Genomic DNA, 18,446 nt, shown 5'->3' with positions numbered 1-18,446 from the left:
TTAGTTGCATTAGACCCGAAACCGAGTGATCTAGCCATGAGCAGGCTGAAGGTTGGGTAACACCAACTGGAGGGCCGAACCCGTATCTGTTGCAATAGATTGGGATGACTTGTGGCTAGGGGTGAAAGGCCAATCAAACTCGGAAATAGCTGGTTCTCCGCGAAATCTATTTAGGTAGAGCGTCGACCGAATACCCTCGGGGGTAGAGCACTGGATGGGCTATGGGGACTCACCGTCTTACTGATCCTAACCAAACTCCGAATACCGAGGAGTACTAGTCGGCAGACACACGGCGGGTGCTAACGTCCGTCGTGAAAAGGGCAACAACCCTGACCTCCAGCTAAGGTCCCCAAGTCATGGCTAAGTGGGAAAGGATGTGAGGATCCCAAAACAACCAGGATGTTGGCTTAGAAGCAGCCATCATTTAAAGAAAGCGTAACAGCTCACTGGTCTAAATAAGGGTCTTTGCGCCGAAAATGTAACGGGGCTAAAGCCATGCACCGAAGCTGAGGATATGCCGTAAGGCATGTGGTAGCGGAGCGTTCCGTAAGTCTGTGAAGGCGGACCCGTGAGGGCTGCTGGAGATATCGGAAGTGCGAATGTTGACATGAGTAACGATAAAGGGAGTGAGAGACTCCCTCGCCGAAAGACCAAGGGTTCCTGCTTAAAGTTAATCTGAGCAGGGTTAGCCGGCCCCTAAGACGAGGCGGACACGCGTAGTCGATGGGAACCACGTTAATATTCGTGGGCCTGGTGGTAGTGACGGATCTCGTGTGTTGTACATTCTTATTGGATTGAATGTGCGGCGAAGAGGTTCCAGGAAATAGCTCCACCGTATAGACCGTACCCGAAACCGACACAGGTGGTCAGGTAGAGTATACCAAGGCGCTTGAGAGAACTATGTTGAAGGAACTCGGCAAATTGCACGCGTAACTTCGGAAGAAGCGTGACCCCATTTTAGGCAACTATGATGGGGTGGCACAGACCAGGGGGTAGCGACTGTTTATCAAAAACACAGGGCTCTGCGAAGTAGCAATACGACGTATAGGGTCTGACGCCTGCCCGGTGCTGGAAGGTTAAAGGGAGGGGTGCAAGCTCTGAACTGAAGCCCCAGTAAACGGCGGCCGTAACTATAACGGTCCTAAGGTAGCGAAATTCCTTGTCGGGTAAGTTCCGACCTGCACGAATGGCGTAACGACTTCCCCGCTGTCTCCAACATAGACTCAGTGAAATTGAATTCCCCGTGAAGATGCGGGGTTCCTGCGGTCAGACGGAAAGACCCCGTGCACCTTTACTATAGCTTTACACTGGCATTCGCCAAGGCATGTGTAGGATAGGTGGTAGGCTTTGAAGCAGGGACGCCAGTCTTTGTGGAGCCATCCTTGAAATACCACCCTTATCTTCGTGGATGTCTAACCGCGGTCCGTTATCCGGATCCGGGACAGTGTATGGTGGGTAGTTTGACTGGGGCGGTCGCCTCCGAAAGAGTAACGGAGGCGCGCGATGGTGGGCTCAGACCGGTCGGAAATCGGTCGTCGAGTGCAATGGCATAAGCCCGCCTGACTGCGAGACTGACAAGTCGAGCAGAGACGAAAGTCGGTCATAGTGATCCGGTGGTCCCGTGTGGAAGGGCCATCGCTCAACGGATAAAAGGTACGCCGGGGATAACAGGCTGATGACCCCCAAGAGTCCATATCGACGGGGTTGTTTGGCACCTCGATGTCGACTCATCGCATCCTGGGGCTGGAGCAGGTCCCAAGGGTATGGCTGTTCGCCATTTAAAGCGGTACGTGAGTTGGGTTCAGAACGTCGTGAGACAGTTCGGTCCCTATCTGCCGTGGGTGTAGGAATATTGACAGGATCTGTCCCTAGTACGAGAGGACCGGGATGGACGTATCTCTGGTGGATCTGTTGTCCTGCCAAGGGCATAGCAGAGTAGCTATATACGGAATGGATAACCGCTGAAGGCATCTAAGCGGGAAACCAACCTGAAAACGAGTGTTCCCTATCAGAGCCGTGGAAGACGACCACGTTGATAGGACGGGTGTGGAAGCATGGCAACATGTGAAGCTTACCGTTACTAATAGCTCGATCGACTTCTTCGTTCCCATTGAATATGTTCATCAAGCAAAGCTTGATGACATCATCTTCTGTCCTCACGGGCCACAAGGCCCTGCGGACGGCGCGCCAAACGATTGGCGACGGACTAGCGTCCTGTATGGCTGCCAAACTCAACATCGAGCAAGGCAGGCAAACGGACCAGTCAAAGAAAGACGTGTAAATTAAAACGAAGCGCAAGCTTCCCAGCTTCTCGAAACAACACGCATGTGAAAACATGTTCAATGTTGCGTTTTGCCGACCTGGTGGTTATCGCGGGGCGGCTGCACCCGTTCCCTTTCCGAACACGGCCGTGAAACGCCCCAGCGCCAATGGTACTTCGTCTCAAGACGCGGGAGAGTAGGTCGCTGCCAGGTCTGCAAAACGCAACATTCTATCTTCTCTAAGCAAACTTCGGCCCAGCCGATACATAGGGCCGCTTACGCGGCCTTTTGCAGTTTAAGACAAAGCTTTAAAAGCAATAAAACAGCGTACAAAAATCATGTGCGCCTCTTACAGGAGATAAATTGCTCCGCAATTTACTCCGCCAGAAATCCGTCGTCGCTAAAGCAACGACGTAGTCGCGACATTCGGCTTCACCGAATGCGCTGGACGCGGGGTGGAGCAGCCCGGTAGCTCGTCAGGCTCATAACCTGAAGGCCGCAGGTTCAAATCCTGCCCCCGCAACCAATATCTCATAAGACATTCAAGACTTATCAAAGGGCCCGAGGAAGCTCAGGGCCCTTTTGGCGTTGTGCGGAAATTGTCATTCAAGCAGCCAAGCCGGCCGCCCCTAAACGGGTGAATGCAGAAATGCAGGCATGGAGCCGCCCTCTGATCGCCTGGCGTGATAGAGGCGGGCGGTGTCGAGTGCCTCCCGGATGGTCACGTCCATGTCCAGATAGCGATAGGTCCCGAGGCGGCCGACAAAGGTGACGGATGTTTCCCGCTCGGCGCGCGCCACGTATTCGGCAAGCTGCTCCTTATCCTTGACCAATCGAACCGGATAATAAGGAATGTCACGCGGGCCGCACGCGCGGGAAAATTCCCTATAACAAACGGAGCCTGCAGACTCTTCCCACGGGGAAAAATGCTTGTGCTCGGTGATGCGGGTAAAGGGCACGGAAACGTCGCCATAATTCATCACCGCGCAGCCCTGATAGTCGCCATCATAGGTGAAACGTTCGAAGTCGAGTGTTCGGTAGGCAAGTCGGCCGAGTTCGAAGTCGAAATAGCCATCGAGCGGCCCTGAATAAAAGACGTGTTTGCAATTCCCTGCATCGGAACGGTGGAATTGTGTGCCGAGCCTCACCGTTATGTTCGGATGATCGAGGATACGCTCGATCATATCGGTATATCCGGTTTCCGGCATGCCCTGATATTTGTGGAAGAAATAGTTGTCGTCATAATTGAAGCGTACGGGCAGGCGTTTCAGGATCGATGCGGGCAGGTCGGCTGGCCTGCAGCCCCATTGCTTCTCCGTATATCCCTTGAAGAAGGCTTCGTAGAGTTCCGGGCCGACAAAGCGCAGCGCCTGCTCCTCGAAAGTCTGCGGATTGATGATCGATTTGTCGGCCTTCTCTTCTATGAAGGTTCGCGCTTCATCGGGCCGGAAATTCTTGCCGAAGAACTGGTTGATCGTGTGCAGATTGACCGGCAGGGAATAGACACGCTCGCCGCTCGTCGTTTTGACCCGGTTCTTGTAAGGCATGAACGTCTGGAAGCTGTTGACATAGTCCCAGACCTCCTTGTCGTCCGTATGGAAGATATGCGGGCCGTAAACATGGACCATAACGCCGGTTTCACTGTCACGTGCGGTGTGGCAATTACCGGCAATGTGATTGCGGGCATCGATGATCTCGACCATATGGCCTGCCAGGGCGAGTTCCCGTCCAATGACCGCACCGGAAAGCCCGGCGCCGACAATGACAATTCTTTCATCCGCGCTCATTGAGAACTCGTCCTGTTCATATGTCGCCGCCGGCGGGGGCGGTAAAGATTTGCATTGAAGAGGTGGTGTTGCGGGTAGTTTCGGCCAGGCGAGAATATCGATGGTCAGCGGGAAATAGTGATATCCGGCTCGCGCCGTTCGGTTTCTCGCTCAGTCTTTTGGTGTCTGCCACAGGCGACGGTCATATGGGATCGGCGCATAGTCGTGCCACTGATTGAGCTTCTTGAGATAGCGTCTGCGGTAGCTTTGTTCGTCCTCAAACTCGATATTTTCCAATACGGCTTCCGCACCTACGTCATAATAGAGATCGAGATTGCTGAGATCCGGCACAGGCGTCTCGCCGCGTTCGCATTCGCCCTGCATCTGCCAGAAGAGTTGGTCCAGACGCCGTGCCAGGGCGGGAATATCGCGCAATACACTTGTCTCGCGTTGCCGGGCGATCGACTCTCTCACCTTGAGAAGGCTCTTCCTGTCGTGGGCAAAACCCACGGCGCGGGCGACATAGTCTTCTGGCGAAGAGCAGAGCATCTCCGGGACACCGGCTGCGGTGACGATGCTGCCGCAGAAACGCGCGGCAAATGTCTTGCCTGACATGGTGAGGACGGGCAGGCCGGATGTTATCGCATCGGCTGCAGTGGAATGTGCGCCATAGGGGAAGGTGTCCAGAAACAGATCGGCGACACCGATACGGGCAATATGCATCGGGTTCGGGAATTTCGGTGCAAATACGAGCCGTTCGGGTCCAACGCCGTTCCGTTCCGCGACATCTCGCAGGCGCTGATTGACGTCTTCATCGCCCGTCAGCAGCCACAATAGGCTGCCTGGCGTCTGCGACAGGATCGTCATCCATCGTGCAAAGCAGTTTTCCGTGATCTTCTGCATGCCGTTGAAGCTGGCATAAACGAATGCGTCCTCCGGCAGTCCGACGTCTGCTCGGCTCGGTCGCTCCGCGATGGGCCGCTTGCGGTCGAGCGGCTGATCGCACGCGATGCGCAGCACCTTTTCGGTGTAATAGATTTCGTTCTCCTCCGGGATCATATACCCGTCGGAGATCAGATACTGATGGAACGGGCTTCCCATCGATCCGGGGTAGCCGCAGAAGCTGACGATGACCGGCGCAGGCCTATAGGCGAAAATTCTTGCGCGTGCGTCCTTGGTGTAGCCGTTCACGTCGATCAGGATATCGATTTCATCGGAGATGATCTGCGATGCGGCAGAGCTGTCATCCAGGCCGTGAATATCTCGCCAGCAATAGACCGCAGCTTTTATCCTCTGCTGGGTGCTGTCCGTATTGCGTACATTGCCGGAATAATAGGCGAAGACCTCAAGACTGTTCCTATCGTGCAACTCCAGAACCTCGCAGAGAGCGAAGCCCACGGCATGATCACGAAGATCCGATGAGAGGTAGCCGACGCGCAGGCGCTGACCGGTCCCGGACTTGTGTTTCGGCAATCTGCGCGGAAAGCGGGTGAGGTCCGGACGTGCGCCAATCAGCGTTTTGCTCAGGCGATATGCCTTGGCAAGCTGGAACATTGGATCGTCAGCGTAGCAACTCAACGTCAGCGAAGACATGGCGTCGAGCATCTTGCGGGCAGGGACGTGGCTCGAGGGTTCAAGCACCGGCCATTTGCATTGGCGCTGTCGCAACGCTGCCCAGTGCTGGCCTGATTCCGGCGCCTCCGGCCGCAGCTCGAACGCCTGCAGCAAAGCGGCTTCAGCCTCCTCAAGTTTTCCGGCACTTTCGAGGACCCGGCCAATGTTCTGCAGGACCAAATGCCGATGCCCAACCGCTTCGGCATCGAGATTTTTCGTGGCCTCGGCATATTGCGACCACTGCTCCACCGCCTGACCGATCAGGCCGGCATCTTCAAGCACGCGACCGAGATTGATGTGGCCGGGAGCGAATTGCGGATTGGCCTTTAAGCAGGCGTGAAACGCCTGGACGGCGCCTGCGCGATCGCCAAGCTGGCTTAGCACGACAGCGTAGTTGAAGTAGGCGACATGGATTGCGGGATTATTGTCGTTGAATGCGACCCAGGTTTTGTAGAGTTCTCCGGCGGCGGTTAGCTGACCGGCGGCACCAAGAGCCTCGGCCAGACGCAAAAGATCCAGAAGACTGAGTTGCTGGTTCCGTGCCAGATCAAGTGCGCTCGGAGCATCGTCGTTTGAAGTAGAGGCGTGGCTGGCGGTCATGGCATCCTGCGGCAAAACGACAAGGTCGAAAGTAGAAGCGGCCCAGACGGGTCATTTTTAGTTATAGTAGATAACTTGCCTGAGGCTGGATGTGTTGCGGCGGTATTATTGTCAGCATCAATGTCGTGCCAAGCTTACGGCTCGCGCGTGGAAGTTTCTTGACAGTCAGACTCCCGGATTTTGAACCGCTGACGCTGTTATTACGGGCCCAGGCTTTTCACATGTTCTAGCGATGGGAATGTTTCATCCTGTAGCTTGCCAGCGCAATTGATGGATTGATCTGATAGACGCTGTCGAAGTCTTCATCCGTGAAGTATTGGTAGGAATGCGCGGCATGTTCCCGAAAAAGGCCGAGCAGATCATGCCGCATCTGCAGGCTTGCCCATTCCAGCAAACCCGCCTTGAAGATGATGAAGATCGGATAATATTTCGCTCTGAAGATCGGGTTATCGTTGAAAAGCTTCTCGGCGTCCTTCAGGGCCGCGAACATGTCCAGGCGGCGCTCGTCGAAGGTACTCGTGTGCTGCTCGCGACCAGGAACAAGACGGTGTGTCGTCAGGCTGCTGTTAATGGCCAGGAATTGTCCGGCATTCATATAGGCTGCCCAGTGCGGCAGGATGTCTTCGTTGATCCGTGCCGTGGAGAAACGCCAGCCTGTCCTGCGGATGAATGACGTCCGCAAAATCTTGTTCCATGGGTAATTGATCGTCACCAGGAACTGTACGGCCGTATCGAGATCGATCAGTGCCCTGTCGCGCTTACCGAGGACGTCGTCCCAGATATTCCTGTCGATAGGGGGCATCTCCCCGGGTGGGCCATCGGCCGTTCTGAGCACATTATATCTGAATGCCGCGACATCGACATTCGTCTCATCCATCAGGGGCAGGACGGTATCGATGGCTCCTGCAGCCAGGAGGTCGTCGGCATCGTGAAACAGGCAATATTCGCTGTCGATGGTCGCCAGCGCCCTGTTGCGGGCGACGCCCGGCCCGGTGTTCATCTCATTGCGCATCAGCCTTATATTGGCGTATTGCGCCACATATTGCTCAACGATGTCGCAAGTATTGTCGGTGGAGGCATCGTCGATGACGACGATATCCATATCGGTTTCATTGCGCAGAACGCTGTCGAGCGTCTCGCCGATGAGACTGGCTATGTTGAAGGCCGGAATGATGACGGATATCTTTGTCATGATGGAAACTCGATGTCCTCTGGGCGCATTCTGGAATTAAAATGCATCCATGCTACGACGCGACCTTGAGCCGCGTCGTAGATTGTCTGGTTTCTTCGGGCCTTACACTGTCTTGTAGGCCTTGATGATAGCCTCGACCTGTCCATCGTTCATCACCCCGAGCTGTTGGGACGAGAACGCTCCAGCATTGGTGCTGCCGAGACCGGTGAGGGTGGCTGTGGTGAGACCGGCGATAGCATTGATGCTGATGGCCTTGATCTCATCGGTAGAGAAGAGCTTGAGCTCGTCGCTGTTGAGGGTACCGATCTGCGCGGAGCTGAGACCTGCGATCTGGTCCGAAGTGAGCGCCTGTATCCGCTCGGTCGAGAGGGCTTCGAACTGCGTCGAGGAGAGTGCTGCGACCTGTGCTCTGCTCAGGGCGGCGATGGTGCCGGTGGTCATCTTGCTGGCATCGAGGCCGGCAAAGGCCTTGGTGCTGATGGCCTTGATCTCATCGGTGGAGAAGGTGGCGAGGTTGTCGGTCGACAATGCGCCAAGCTGCGTCGAGGACAGGGCTGCGATCTGTGTCTTCGTCAGTGCCGCGGCATTGGTGCTGCTGAGGCCGGAGAGGGCGGCTGCGGAAAGGCCGGTGATGGCATTAACGCTGATGGCCTTGATCTCGTCGGGCGAGAAGAGCGCGAGTTCGGCGCTGCTGAGTGTACCGATCTGTGCGGAGCTGAGACCGGCAATCTGATCCGAGGTGAGCGCCTGTATCCGATCGGTCGAGAGGGCTTCGAGTTGTGCCGAAGAGAGTGCTGCGACCTGTGCTCGGGTCAGGGCAGCGATGGCGCCGGTGGTCAGCTTGCTGGCATCGAGGCCGGCGAGAGCTCTGGTGTTGATTGTCTTGATCGCGTCGGTGGAGAAGGTGGCGAGGCTCTCGGAGGACAGAGCGCCAAGCTGTGTGGAGGACAGGGCTGCGATCTGCGCTTTTGTCAGGGCCGCAGCGTTGGTGCTGCTGAGGCCGGAGAGAGCGGCTGCGGAAAGGCCGGTGATGGCATTGACGCTGATGGCCTTGATCTCGTCCGTTGAGAAAAGCGCGAGTTCGGCGCTGCTAAGGGTACCGATCTGTGCGGAGCTGAGACCGGCGATCTGATCCGAGGTGAGCGCTTGTATCCGATCGGTCGAGAGGGCTTCGAGTTGTGTCGAGGAGAGCGCTGCGACCTGCGCTCGGCTCAGGGCAGCAATGGTACCGGTGGTCAGTTTGCTGGCATCGAGGCCGGCAAAGGCTCTGGTGCTGATGGCCTTGATCTCATCGGTGGAGAAGGCGGCCAGATTGTCAGTCGACAGGGCGCCAAGCTGTGTCGAAGACAGCGCTGCGATCTGTGTCTTCGTCAGTGCCGCCGCGTTTTCGGTGCTGAGACCGGAGAGGGCGGCCGCGGAAAGGCTGGCGATGGCGTTGACGCTGATGGCTTTGATCTCGTCGGTCGAGAAGAGCTTAAGCTCGTCGCTATTCAGGGTACCGATCTGCGCGGAGCTGAGGCCGGCAATCTGAGTAGAATTCAGCGCTTTGATCTGTTCGGTCGACAGGGCTTCAATCTGGCTGACGTACAGCGCCGTGACCTGAGATGCCGACAGGCTGTTGATCTGAGCGGAGCTCAGTTTTGCGATCTGGGACAGGGTCAGTCCCTTGACGGCGCTTACCGAGATGGCGCGAAGGTCTTCGGAGCCGAAAAGAGCAAGGTTATCTGTGCTCAAAGAGGCGATCTGAGACGAGGTGAGTGCCTTGATCCTGTTGCTATCCAGGGCATTGACGTCCGCCGAGGTCAGGCCGGCGATTGTGGACGTGGAAAGCCTGGAAATCTGCACAGCAGACAGTGAAGAGAGAATTGAAGTCATGAACGTGTCCCTTTAACCGGATGGCGACTGGTCACGCCTATCTGCCGCCAGACACCGTTCTTGACGGCAACGGTCCGACATCTGCAAATAAAGCGAAATTGTGAAGAACATGGCTCATGTGAACCTGCGCCGGAAAAGCATCATGCAATTCGAGCCGGAGAATTGGCCCGGATTTTCCACGCTAGCTTGTGCGAATGCCGCTCAATAATTTCTATCGCCTAAGAATTGTTGCGATATGAGGTTCATATCATTTAAACATTTAAAGTCGAGTTAATACTTGATAATTGTAAATTTAATTCTTTTATATTTTTGATTCTATATATTTACAAAGCATAATCTACTTAAATATCATAATTTTATTTTCATATAAATTAATATATTTGCATATTTAATTTGATTAAATCCGCAATATGCCTTATTTCATGCTTATCCAGCAAAGTATAATTCTGAATTTAATCTATGGCTATCGCGCGGATTTTGACGAGAAGATGCAGGGCTTCGTATGACTGCGTTTCTTTTCGATCCCGCAGGCAGTTTCACTCCCCATGACGTGTCACGCTGCCAAGCTCAGGGAGCGTGAAGGTGAGAATCGTCTTCATAGGGTCGGTTTGGGGACTCGCCGGTCATGCCGACGGCAAACATCTATTTTTTCTAATTTAAAGAATAGGCGACAAATACGAGAATATTTGATAGATTCAAAGTTACCGGTTGCGGTTTGACGCATGGATAAAAAGTCACCGGGCGTCCCTATGCCGCCAGCCGGATCATGGCGCAGGAGGAGAGATGCTATGACGGCATTCCATGTCATGGCCGGCGCGAGCGGCGAATTTGCACGCCCCGAAGTCCGGAAGATAAATGTAGCGGATCTTGTGGATGCCCTGAAGTTGGGGCTTGAGGACTTTCGAGAGAAACCCTCCCATTACGTTTTTATCTGTCTTATGTATCCGATCGCGGGTGTTTTTCTCATCATGTGGAGTTCCGGCGCTAATCTGCTGCCGCTGATTTATCCTTTGATGTCAGGTTTTGCCTTGATCGGGCCGATCGCGGCCATCGGTCTTTATGAAATCAGTCGACGCCGTGAGCAGGGGTTGGATAGCTCCTGGCGTCACGCACTGGAGGTTCGGCACTCTCCGGCGTTGCCGTCGATCATTGCCGTCGGTGTCATGCTGTTTGCGCTTTTCGTCGTCTGGCTGATTGTCGCGCAGCACATCTACACCACGAGTTTCGAGGCGGTTGGCCCGGTCTCGTTGTCAACATTTGTGTCAGACGTTCTGACGACCCCGCAAGGGCTGTCCCTCATCATCTGGGGTAACCTGGCAGGTTTCGTTTTCGCGGTCATTGTGCTGGCGACAACGGTGGTGGCTTTCCCGCTGATGCTGGACCGGGATGTCGGCGCGGTCGCGGCGGTGGATGCGAGCATACGCGCCACGCTTGCCAATCCGGTTCCGGTTGCGCTCTGGGGGCTGATCGTCGCAGCGCTGCTCGTCGTCGGCACGATCCCAGTTTTCATCGGCCTTGCGGTCGTTATGCCCATCCTCGGACATTCGACCTGGCATCTCTATCGGAAATTGATCGTTCCCGTTTATCCAAACCGTAAGCCTTGAATTCATAACGAAACCTAGTTGTCGATCATCCTTCCCGCCGTTGCGGCTTCCCCCAAAGGGAGCTGTGCCGGCCGGGATGGCGATGGAGCGCGTGAGGATGTCATGTTGTATCGATTTCTTGCCGTCTGTCTGCTTTTCGCCATTACCCTTCCGCTTGAGGCGCGCGCGCAGGAGGGCGACCCTGCTGCAGGCGCCACCATTTTCAAGAAATGCGGCATTTGCCATGTGGCCGAAACGGACCAGAACAAGGTGGGGCCCTCGCTGAACGGCCTTTTCGGCAGAACCGCCGGCACACATCCGAATTTCGCCTATTCACAGGCGATGCAGGATGCCGGCAAGGCCGGGCTGGTGTGGAACGAGACGTCGCTTCGCGATTATCTGCACGACCCCAAGGCGAAGGTTAAGGGCACGAAAATGGCCTTTGTCGGGCTGAAGGATGACACCGAGATCACCAATCTGATCGCCTATCTTAAGCAATATTCCAAGTAGCGGGATGACGCGTGGAAGAGCCGGGTCGGACCGACGTGATAAGGCCGAAAGAGGGGCGAACCGCCATTGCCGTCGCAATTGCCCGCCCGACGTGTTCATGAGATAATGCTAATACATTTCGCGACAGGATTGTGGAAATATTCGCGGCCGTGTCAGGGAAGTGTCAGGGGAGGAGGCGATGGCTGTCGTTGTGGTTCTCGTTCTACTGGTGGTGGGATCGATCATATTCCATCTTCTCAGCCCTTGGTGGTGGACGCCAATCGCGTCGAACTGGAGCTATATCGACAATACGATCACCATCACCTTCTGGATCACCGGCTTCGTTTTCTCGGCCGTCGTATTGTTTGTCGCCTATTGCGTGTTCCGCTTCAGGCACCGCCCCGGAAACCGGGCCGCATATCAGCCAGAGAACAAGCGCCTGGAATGGTGGCTGGCGGGTGGAACCGGGGTCGGGGTGGCCGCGATGCTGTTGCCGGGCCTCTTTGTGTGGAAACAATTCGTCACTGTTCCGGATGGTGCGGGTGAGGTGGAAGTCGTCGGTCAGCAATGGCAATGGAGTTTCCGGCTGCCGGGGGCGGATGGACGGCTCGGACGTGCGGATACGCGCGCCATTGCGCCTGACAATCCGCTCGGTGTGAACAGAAACGATCCTGCCGGAATGGACGATGTCATCGTCGAGGGCGGCGAGTTGCATCTGCCCGTCGGCACGCCGGTGAAAATGCTGCTGCGCGCGGTCGACGTGGTGCATGATTTCTACGTGCCGGAATTCCGGGCCAAGATGGACATGATCCCCGGTTCGGTCACCTATTACTGGTTCACGCCGACACGGACCGGAACCTTCGAGGTTCTCTGTGCGGAACTGTGCGGCGTCGGTCATCCGCAGATGCGCGGCACCGTCGTTGTCGATACCGAGGCCGACTATCAGGCCTGGTTACAGCAGCAGCCGACTTTCTCGAAATCGCTGGCCCTGGCGGAAAAGTCGGCGGCCAGATGAGCGCCATGCATCGTTGAAGGAAAAACCGCGTCGGAGGAAACAGGGAGGACAGGAGATGGTCGAAATTGGGTCCGGCGCGGGGCAGGTCATCCAGCCAGCCGAGGTCGAGGATGTCGAGCTTTATCACCCGAAAAGCTGGTGGACGAAATATGTCTTCAGTCAGGATGCCAAGATCATCGCCATCCAGTATTTTCTGACCGCGACAGCAATCGGCATGGTGGCGCTGGTGCTTTCCTGGTTGATGCGCCTGCAACTCGGTTTTCCCGGCTATTTCTCCTTCATCGATGCCGAGCACTATTATCAGTTCATCACCATGCACGGCATGATCATGGTGATCTATCTGCTGACAGCATTGTTTCTCGGCGGTTTCGGCAATTATCTGATCCCCTTGATGCTCGGCGCCCGCGACATGGTGTTTCCCTATGCGAACATGCTGAGCTACTGGCTTTATCTGCTCGCCGTGCTCGTGCTGGTCGCCGGCTTCTTCGCACCCGGCGGGCCAACGGGTGCCGGATGGACGCTTTATCCACCGCAGTCCCTGCTTTCGGGAACGCCGGGCGGGCGCGACTGGGGCATCATCCTGATGCTGTCATCGCTGATCCTGTTCATCATCGGCTTCACTTTGGGCGGGCTGAATTACGTCGTCACCGTGTTGCAGGGGCGCACGCGCGGCATGACACTGATGCGCATGCCCCTGACGATATGGGGCATATTCACGGCGACCGTCATGGCGCTGCTTGCCTTCCCGGCGCTCTTCGTCGCCGCCGTGATGATGTTGTTCGACCGGTTGCTCGGCACGAGTTTCTTCATGCCCGCCATCGTCGAAATGGGCGAACAGTTGAAGCAGGGCGGCGGCAGTCCCATCCTGTTCCAGCACCTCTTCTGGTTCTTCGGCCATCCGGAGGTCTATATCGTCGCGCTTCCTGCTTTTGGCATCGTCTCGGATCTGATCAGCACCCATGCGCGCAAGAACATCTTCGGTTACCGGATGATGGTCTGGGCGATCGTCATCATCGCGGCGCTGAGCTTTGTCGTCTGGGCGCATCATATGTATGTCAGCGGCATGAACCCGAATTTCGGGTTCTTTTTTGCTACCACGACGCTGATCATCGCCGTGCCGACGGCGATCAAGGTCTATAATTGGGTGCTGACGCTCTGGCGCGGCGATATCCATCTGAATTTGCCGATGCTGTTTGCGCTCGCCTTCATCGTCACCTTCATCAATGGTGGCTTGACCGGTCTCTTCCTCGGCAATGTCGTCGTCGACGTGCCGCTTTCGGATACCATGTTCGTTGTCGCCCATTTCCACATGGTGATGGGGGTTGCGCCCATCATGGTGGTCTTCGGCGCGATCCATCACTGGTATCCGAAAGTAACCGGCCGCATGCTGAATGCGGCGATGGGGCATATCCATTTCTGGATCACCTTTCTCGGCGCCTATGCCATCTTCTTCCCGATGCATTATCTTGGCCTGATGGGCGTACCGCGCCGTTATTACGAACTGGGCGAGACTGCATTCATTCTGCCCTCGGCGCATACGCTCAACATGTTCATCACCGTCGCCGCGCTGATCGTCGGCGCGGCGCAACTGCTGTTCCTGTTCAATCTCGCCTGGAGCCTGCGCTGGGGCAAAGAGGCGGGCGGCAATCCATGGCGGGCAACGACACTGGAATGGCAGACGCCACAAACGCCGCCGGTTCACGGAAACTGGGGCAAGGAACTGCCGGTCGTCTATCGCTGGCCCTATGACTACAGCGTTCCTGGCGCGGCTGAGGACTTCCTGCCGCAAAACCAGCCGGCTGCGGCGGGACCGTCCGAGAGGGCGTTGTCATGAGCGCCATTCTCATTTTCATGGCCGGTATTGCCGGCATTATCGGCTGGTGGATGGCCAGCCAGCGGTTAACCTCGAAGCCCTGGCTGGAAGCGGGCGTGTCAGACGATGCGCAGGGGATGCGGGGCTCATCGGAAACAATCGCGAAACTTGGGCTCGGCATTTTTCTTGCTGTCGTCGGCGCCCTGTTCACACTGTTCATCAGCGCCTATCTCGGCCGCATGGGCGGTGCCGACTGGTGGGGTATCCCGATCCCGCGGTTGCTGTGGGTAAATACGGTGGCCCTTGCCGCCAGCAGCGTCGCGCTGCAATGGGCGAAAACCGAAGCCCGCGTAGATCGGCGCGAAATGCTGGACGTGGCGCTTGCCGTGGCGTTTGTTACGGCTGTTCTCTTTGTTGCCGGGCAGGGTCTGGCGTGGCGGCAACTGGCGTCCGCGGGTTATGTGCTGGCGGATAACCCATCGAACAGCTTCTTCTACATGATCACCGGATTGCATGGCCTGCACATATTGGGCGGGCTTTTCGTGCTCGGGCGCACGGCAATCCGCGCCCGGATCGGCGCTGCTGCGGGAGTTCGCCTGAGCGTGGATCTCTGCGCCATCTACTGGCATTTCATGTTCGTCGTCTGGCTGATCCTTTTTGCAATCTTCGCCGGCTGGGCGAATAGTTTTGTCGATCTCTGCCGTCAATTGGTCACGTGAGGAGTGTCGATCATGACCGCATCCACGGAAAGACCCTTAAGCGATCCACATCTGCGGCCCACGGGACTGCGCGGCGTGGCCGCTGATCTGTCATCGGACCAGCGGGCGTTCAAGAGCGTCTCCTGGGGCAAGGCGATGATGTGGATTTTCATCCTGAGCGACACCTTCATTTTCGGCTGCTTTCTTCTGGCCTATATGTCCGCACGCATGTCGACCACCGCCACCTGGCCCAATCCGAGCGAGGTTTTCGCCCTGACGATCGGTGGCAAGGAGATTCCGCTGATCCTGATTGCGATCATGACCTTCGTCCTCATCAGCAGCAGCGGCACGATGGCCATGGCCGTCAATTTCGGATACCGCCGCGATCGGCGCAAAACCGCCGCGCTGATGCTGGTGACTGCCGCCCTCGGCGCGACATTCGTCGGAATGCAGGCATTCGAATGGACGAAACTGATCGGGGAGGGTGTTCGCCCCTGGGAAAACCCCTTCGGTGCCGCGCAATTCGGTTCGTCCTTCTTCATGATCACGGGTTTTCACGGCACCCATGTTTCGATCGGGGTGGTGTTCCTTCTGATCGTGGCGCGAAAGGTCTGGCGGGGAGATTTCGATCAGGAAAGACGAGGATTTTTCACCAGCCGGAAAGGCAATTACGAGATCGTCGAGATAACCGGGCTTTACTGGCACTTCGTGGATCTGGTGTGGGTCTTCATTTTTGCATTCTTCTATCTGTGGTGAGGGAGCATGGCATCATGGCGCAGCAACAGTCACAACAGGGACAGCAGCATCCGATAAAACTTTATATGGTGGTCTGGGGACTGCTTTTTATCCTCAGCGCCTGCTCCTATCTCGTCGACTATCTCGGCATACAGAGCTATCCCAGATGGTCGCTGATCCTCCTGTTCATGGCGCTGAAGGCCGGGCTGATCATTGCGATTTTCATGCATATGGCCTGGGAACGGCTGATCTTGATCTACGCCGTCCTTCTTCCCCCCGTCCTCGTTCTGGTTTTCACAGCTTTGATGGTCTCGGAATCCCACTACACGCTCCTGACCCGTCTGGCTTTTCTGGGGGCTGGTTCATAGCAGGCCCATCTCTGGGCTTTTGCCGCGCGCTGGACAGGTCTGGACGTGAAGGCGATGGATGCTGACTTACATCAGGAACTCGCCAATGATCCTGCTGTGGATCGCTCGGAAGATGTAACGGTGTTCAAGCCCGGAAGAACGGCGCGGATATGGTCGCCGAGAACTCGGACGGTCGAGGATGTCTGCGGATCGGCAAATTCCATCGCAATACCGATGGTCGGCAGGGGCGGCAGCCCCTTTTCCACGATATGAAGATCGGGCGGAACGGCTGTCCTTGTCAGGACGCTGATCGCATGGCCGGAGCGGGCGATGGCGATGAGGCCGGCAAGGCTGTTACTGGCAAAGGCAACACGGTAACGGCGATTGGCAGCTTCCATGGCATCACAGGCCGCACGGTGGTCAAGTGTCGCCGGTGCCGAGAGAGCGAGCGGCAGAATGTCCTTGGCAAGCAGATTCGGTTCCGGCTTATCCGCAACCCAGACGAAGCTCTCCCTGCGCAGGACGCCGTCATGGTCCGGATCGGATTGCGAGACCAGCGCGATGTCGATCTGCCGCCGCTGGAGGAGTGGACGCAATTCTATTGTCGGTGCGCAAACCATGCGCAGTTCGACCTTGGGGTGGCTGGCGCAGAAGCCGCGCAGCAGCTCCGGCAGGAAGGCAATCGAATAATCCTCAGGGCACCCCAGGCTTACGGCGCCCTGCAATGTCTCCCCGCTCATGTCGGCAAGGATCTCGTCGTGCCGGGCAAGGAGCGCGCTGGCATGGGCGAGAAGTTTCTCGCCGGCAGCAGTCACCCGCACGCCGGAGCCCGTTCGCTGAAGCAGGGTGTGGCCGACCAGTTCTTCAAGCCGCTGCATCTGCGTGCTCAGCGCCGATTGCGTGCGCCCAACCTGCATCGCAGCCACGCTGATGGAGCCGGCACGGGCAACGATGACAAAGTTCTTCAGGAGTGTCAGGTCGAGCATGGCGATATCAAAATTATCAATATCTGAGTAAAATACTATCAATTAGACTGGGACGGCAAGCGCTTGTTATTCTCCGGGAAGATAAATTGGGGAACGCATCATGGACAATCTCGCAAAAAGCTTTGCCTCGCTCAATGAAGACCCGGCCTTCTGGGCGGCCGCCAACAAACATCTGACCCGTTACGGACCCGCCTTCGAGGATATCATTGTCGAGCGCGCCGAGGGCAGTTTTGTCTATGATGCGGATGACCGCGCCATTCTCGATTTCACTTCGGGCCAGATGAGCGCTTTGCTCGGACACACCCACCCGGATATTGTCACTACCGTCAACCGGCAGATGGCCTCGGTCGCGCATCTCTTTTCCGGCATGCTGTCACGCCCGGTGGTCGAGCTTGCGACGCGGCTGGCGGCTCTGGCACCGGGGCTGGACCGCGTGCAATTGCTGACGACGGGGGCCGAATCCAATGAAGCGGCGATCCGCATGGCAAAGCTCGTCACCGGCGGTCACGAGATCGTCGCTTTCGCGCAGAGCTGGCATGGCATGACGGGCGCTGCGGCTTCGGCCACCTATAGCGCCGGCCGGCGGGGTTATGGCCCGGCCACGGCCGGCTCGCTGGTCATACCGGCCCCGAATGCCTATCGCCCGCGCTTCAAGAACCCCGATGGATCGAACGACTGGCAGGCGGAACTGGACGATGCTTTCGAGCTGATCGACCGTCAGTCGACCGGCAACCTGGCTGCCTTCATCGCCGAACCCATCCTGTCGAGCGGCGGTATTCTCGAACTCCCGCTCGGGTATCTCGCCGCCCTGAAAAAGAAATGCGAGGAACGCGGCATGCTGCTCATCCTCGATGAAGCCCAGACCGGCGTCGGCCGTACCGGGCACATGTTCGCCTTTCAGCGCGACGGCGTGACGCCTGATATCATGACCCTGTCGAAGACGCTCGGCGCCGGCCTGCCGCTTGCTGCCGTCATGACCAGCGCAGAGGTCGAGCAGAAGGCATTCGAGAGGGGCTTTCTGTTCTATACCACCCATGTTTCCGATCCGCTGCCGGCGGCTGTCGGTGTGACGGTTCTCGATGTCGTGGCGCGCGATGGCCTGGTCGAGCAGGCGATCGTCCGTGGAAACCGTCTGAAAGACGGTCTCCTGTCGCTGCAACAGCGGTTCGAATGTGTCGGCGATGTGCGCGGGCGCGGGCTTCTGCTCGGACTGGAAGTTGTCGCCGACCGGCACACGAAAGCCCCCGGTTTCGAGCTTGGCGCCCGTATCATGCAGGAGGCGATGCTGCGGGGCATGAGCATGAATATCGTCAAGTTGCCCGGCATGGGCGGCGTCTTCCGCATTGCACCGGCCTTGACCGTTTCGGATGCCGAGATCGATCTTGGACTGGAGATATTGGCGTCGTCAATCGAAGCGGCGCAGAAGGCCGGCTAGGTTTGCCGCAGTCGTGATTTGCCTCTCGCCGGTGTCC

At 57.0% G+C, this 18,446-nt stretch carries 13 protein-coding genes, 1 tRNA gene and 2 rRNA genes (1 of these 16 cut by a window edge); 11 read left to right on the top strand and 5 right to left on the bottom strand.

The genetic code is table 11. From position 1 onward, the window contains the following. From AGR13A_RS12655 to AGR13A_RS12645, 3 genes are all read left to right on the top strand, one after another. Positions 1 to 2,105, top strand: a 23S ribosomal RNA gene (locus tag AGR13A_RS12655) (it extends 696 nt beyond the left edge of the window). Positions 2,106 to 2,359: 254 nt separating this feature from the next. Continuing rightward, positions 2,360 to 2,474 (top strand): 5S ribosomal RNA (gene rrf / locus AGR13A_RS12650). A 236-nt stretch (positions 2,475 to 2,710) separates the two neighbouring features. After that, a tRNA-Met gene (locus AGR13A_RS12645) sits at positions 2,711 to 2,787 on the top strand. A 103-nt stretch (positions 2,788 to 2,890) separates the two neighbouring features. Here the strand turns inward: AGR13A_RS12645 and glf are convergent. From glf to AGR13A_RS12625, 4 genes are all read right to left on the bottom strand, one after another. Further along, on the bottom strand, positions 2,891 to 4,048 hold the full coding sequence (gene glf, locus AGR13A_RS12640) for a UDP-galactopyranose mutase (RefSeq protein WP_080835987.1): 1,158 nt from the start codon (positions 4,046 to 4,048) through the stop codon (positions 2,891 to 2,893). 150 nt (positions 4,049 to 4,198) lie between these two features. Further along, positions 4,199 to 6,241: an O-linked N-acetylglucosamine transferase, SPINDLY family protein gene (locus AGR13A_RS12635; RefSeq protein WP_080835985.1), complete on the bottom strand. Its 2,043-nt coding sequence runs from the start codon at positions 6,239 to 6,241 to the stop codon at positions 4,199 to 4,201. Positions 6,242 to 6,467: 226 nt separating this feature from the next. Then, positions 6,468 to 7,433 carry a glycosyltransferase family 2 protein gene (locus tag AGR13A_RS12630; RefSeq protein WP_080835983.1) on the bottom strand — a complete coding sequence of 322 codons (966 nt, stop codon included), beginning with the start codon at positions 7,431 to 7,433 and terminating at the stop codon, positions 6,468 to 6,470. A 102-nt stretch (positions 7,434 to 7,535) separates the two neighbouring features. Then, positions 7,536 to 9,308 (bottom strand): hypothetical protein, encoded by a 1,773-nt coding sequence (locus tag AGR13A_RS12625; RefSeq protein WP_308400213.1) that lies wholly within the window; start codon positions 9,306 to 9,308, stop codon positions 7,536 to 7,538. A gap of 788 nt (positions 9,309 to 10,096) precedes the next feature. Here AGR13A_RS12625 and AGR13A_RS12620 point away from each other — a divergent pair. The 7 genes from AGR13A_RS12620 to AGR13A_RS12590 all read left to right on the top strand — a co-directional run bounded on the left by AGR13A_RS12620 (position 10,097) and on the right by AGR13A_RS12590 (position 16,009). Next, positions 10,097 to 10,912, top strand: coding sequence for a DUF2189 domain-containing protein (locus AGR13A_RS12620; RefSeq protein ID WP_080835981.1), 816 nt, complete (start codon positions 10,097 to 10,099; stop codon positions 10,910 to 10,912). Positions 10,913 to 11,014: 102 nt separating this feature from the next. Then, positions 11,015 to 11,401: a c-type cytochrome gene (locus tag AGR13A_RS12615; RefSeq protein ID WP_035224669.1), complete on the top strand. Its 387-nt coding sequence runs from the start codon at positions 11,015 to 11,017 to the stop codon at positions 11,399 to 11,401. Between the two features lie 178 nt (positions 11,402 to 11,579). Continuing rightward, on the top strand, positions 11,580 to 12,395 hold the full coding sequence (locus AGR13A_RS12610; protein ID WP_080835979.1) for a cytochrome c oxidase subunit II: 816 nt from the start codon (positions 11,580 to 11,582) through the stop codon (positions 12,393 to 12,395). Between the two features lie 55 nt (positions 12,396 to 12,450). Continuing rightward, the gene (locus tag AGR13A_RS12605; RefSeq protein ID WP_080835977.1) at positions 12,451 to 14,229 is read left to right on the top strand and encodes a cbb3-type cytochrome c oxidase subunit I; all 1,779 of its coding nucleotides are present in this window, start codon (positions 12,451 to 12,453) and stop codon (positions 14,227 to 14,229) included. Next, positions 14,226 to 14,927, top strand: coding sequence for a cytochrome c oxidase subunit 3 (locus tag AGR13A_RS12600; RefSeq protein ID WP_080835975.1), 702 nt, complete (start codon positions 14,226 to 14,228; stop codon positions 14,925 to 14,927). Before AGR13A_RS12605 ends, AGR13A_RS12600 begins: the two co-directional genes overlap by 4 nt. A gap of 12 nt (positions 14,928 to 14,939) precedes the next feature. Continuing rightward, positions 14,940 to 15,662 carry a heme-copper oxidase subunit III family protein gene (locus tag AGR13A_RS12595; RefSeq protein ID WP_080835973.1) on the top strand — a complete coding sequence of 241 codons (723 nt, stop codon included), beginning with the start codon at positions 14,940 to 14,942 and terminating at the stop codon, positions 15,660 to 15,662. Positions 15,663 to 15,676: 14 nt separating this feature from the next. Beyond that, on the top strand, positions 15,677 to 16,009 hold the full coding sequence (locus AGR13A_RS12590) for a cytochrome C oxidase subunit IV family protein (RefSeq protein WP_080835971.1): 333 nt from the start codon (positions 15,677 to 15,679) through the stop codon (positions 16,007 to 16,009). 71 nt (positions 16,010 to 16,080) lie between these two features. Here the strand turns inward: AGR13A_RS12590 and AGR13A_RS12585 are convergent, their stop codons facing one another. Further along, positions 16,081 to 16,974, bottom strand: a complete 894-nt coding sequence (locus AGR13A_RS12585; protein ID WP_167377491.1) for a LysR family transcriptional regulator — start codon at positions 16,972 to 16,974, stop codon at positions 16,081 to 16,083. A 100-nt stretch (positions 16,975 to 17,074) separates the two neighbouring features. Between AGR13A_RS12585 and AGR13A_RS12580 the strand changes: the two genes are divergently transcribed. Beyond that, positions 17,075 to 18,409 (top strand): aspartate aminotransferase family protein, encoded by a 1,335-nt coding sequence (locus AGR13A_RS12580; RefSeq protein WP_080835967.1) that lies wholly within the window; start codon positions 17,075 to 17,077, stop codon positions 18,407 to 18,409. Positions 18,410 to 18,446: the final 37 nt, after the last annotated feature.

The sequence above is a fragment of the Agrobacterium genomosp. 13 str. CFBP 6927 genome (assembly GCA_900012615.1).
In the GTDB taxonomy this organism is placed as follows: Bacteria; Pseudomonadota; Alphaproteobacteria; order Rhizobiales; family Rhizobiaceae; genus Agrobacterium.
This window is presented reverse-complemented; position numbering and strand designations above follow the sequence as displayed.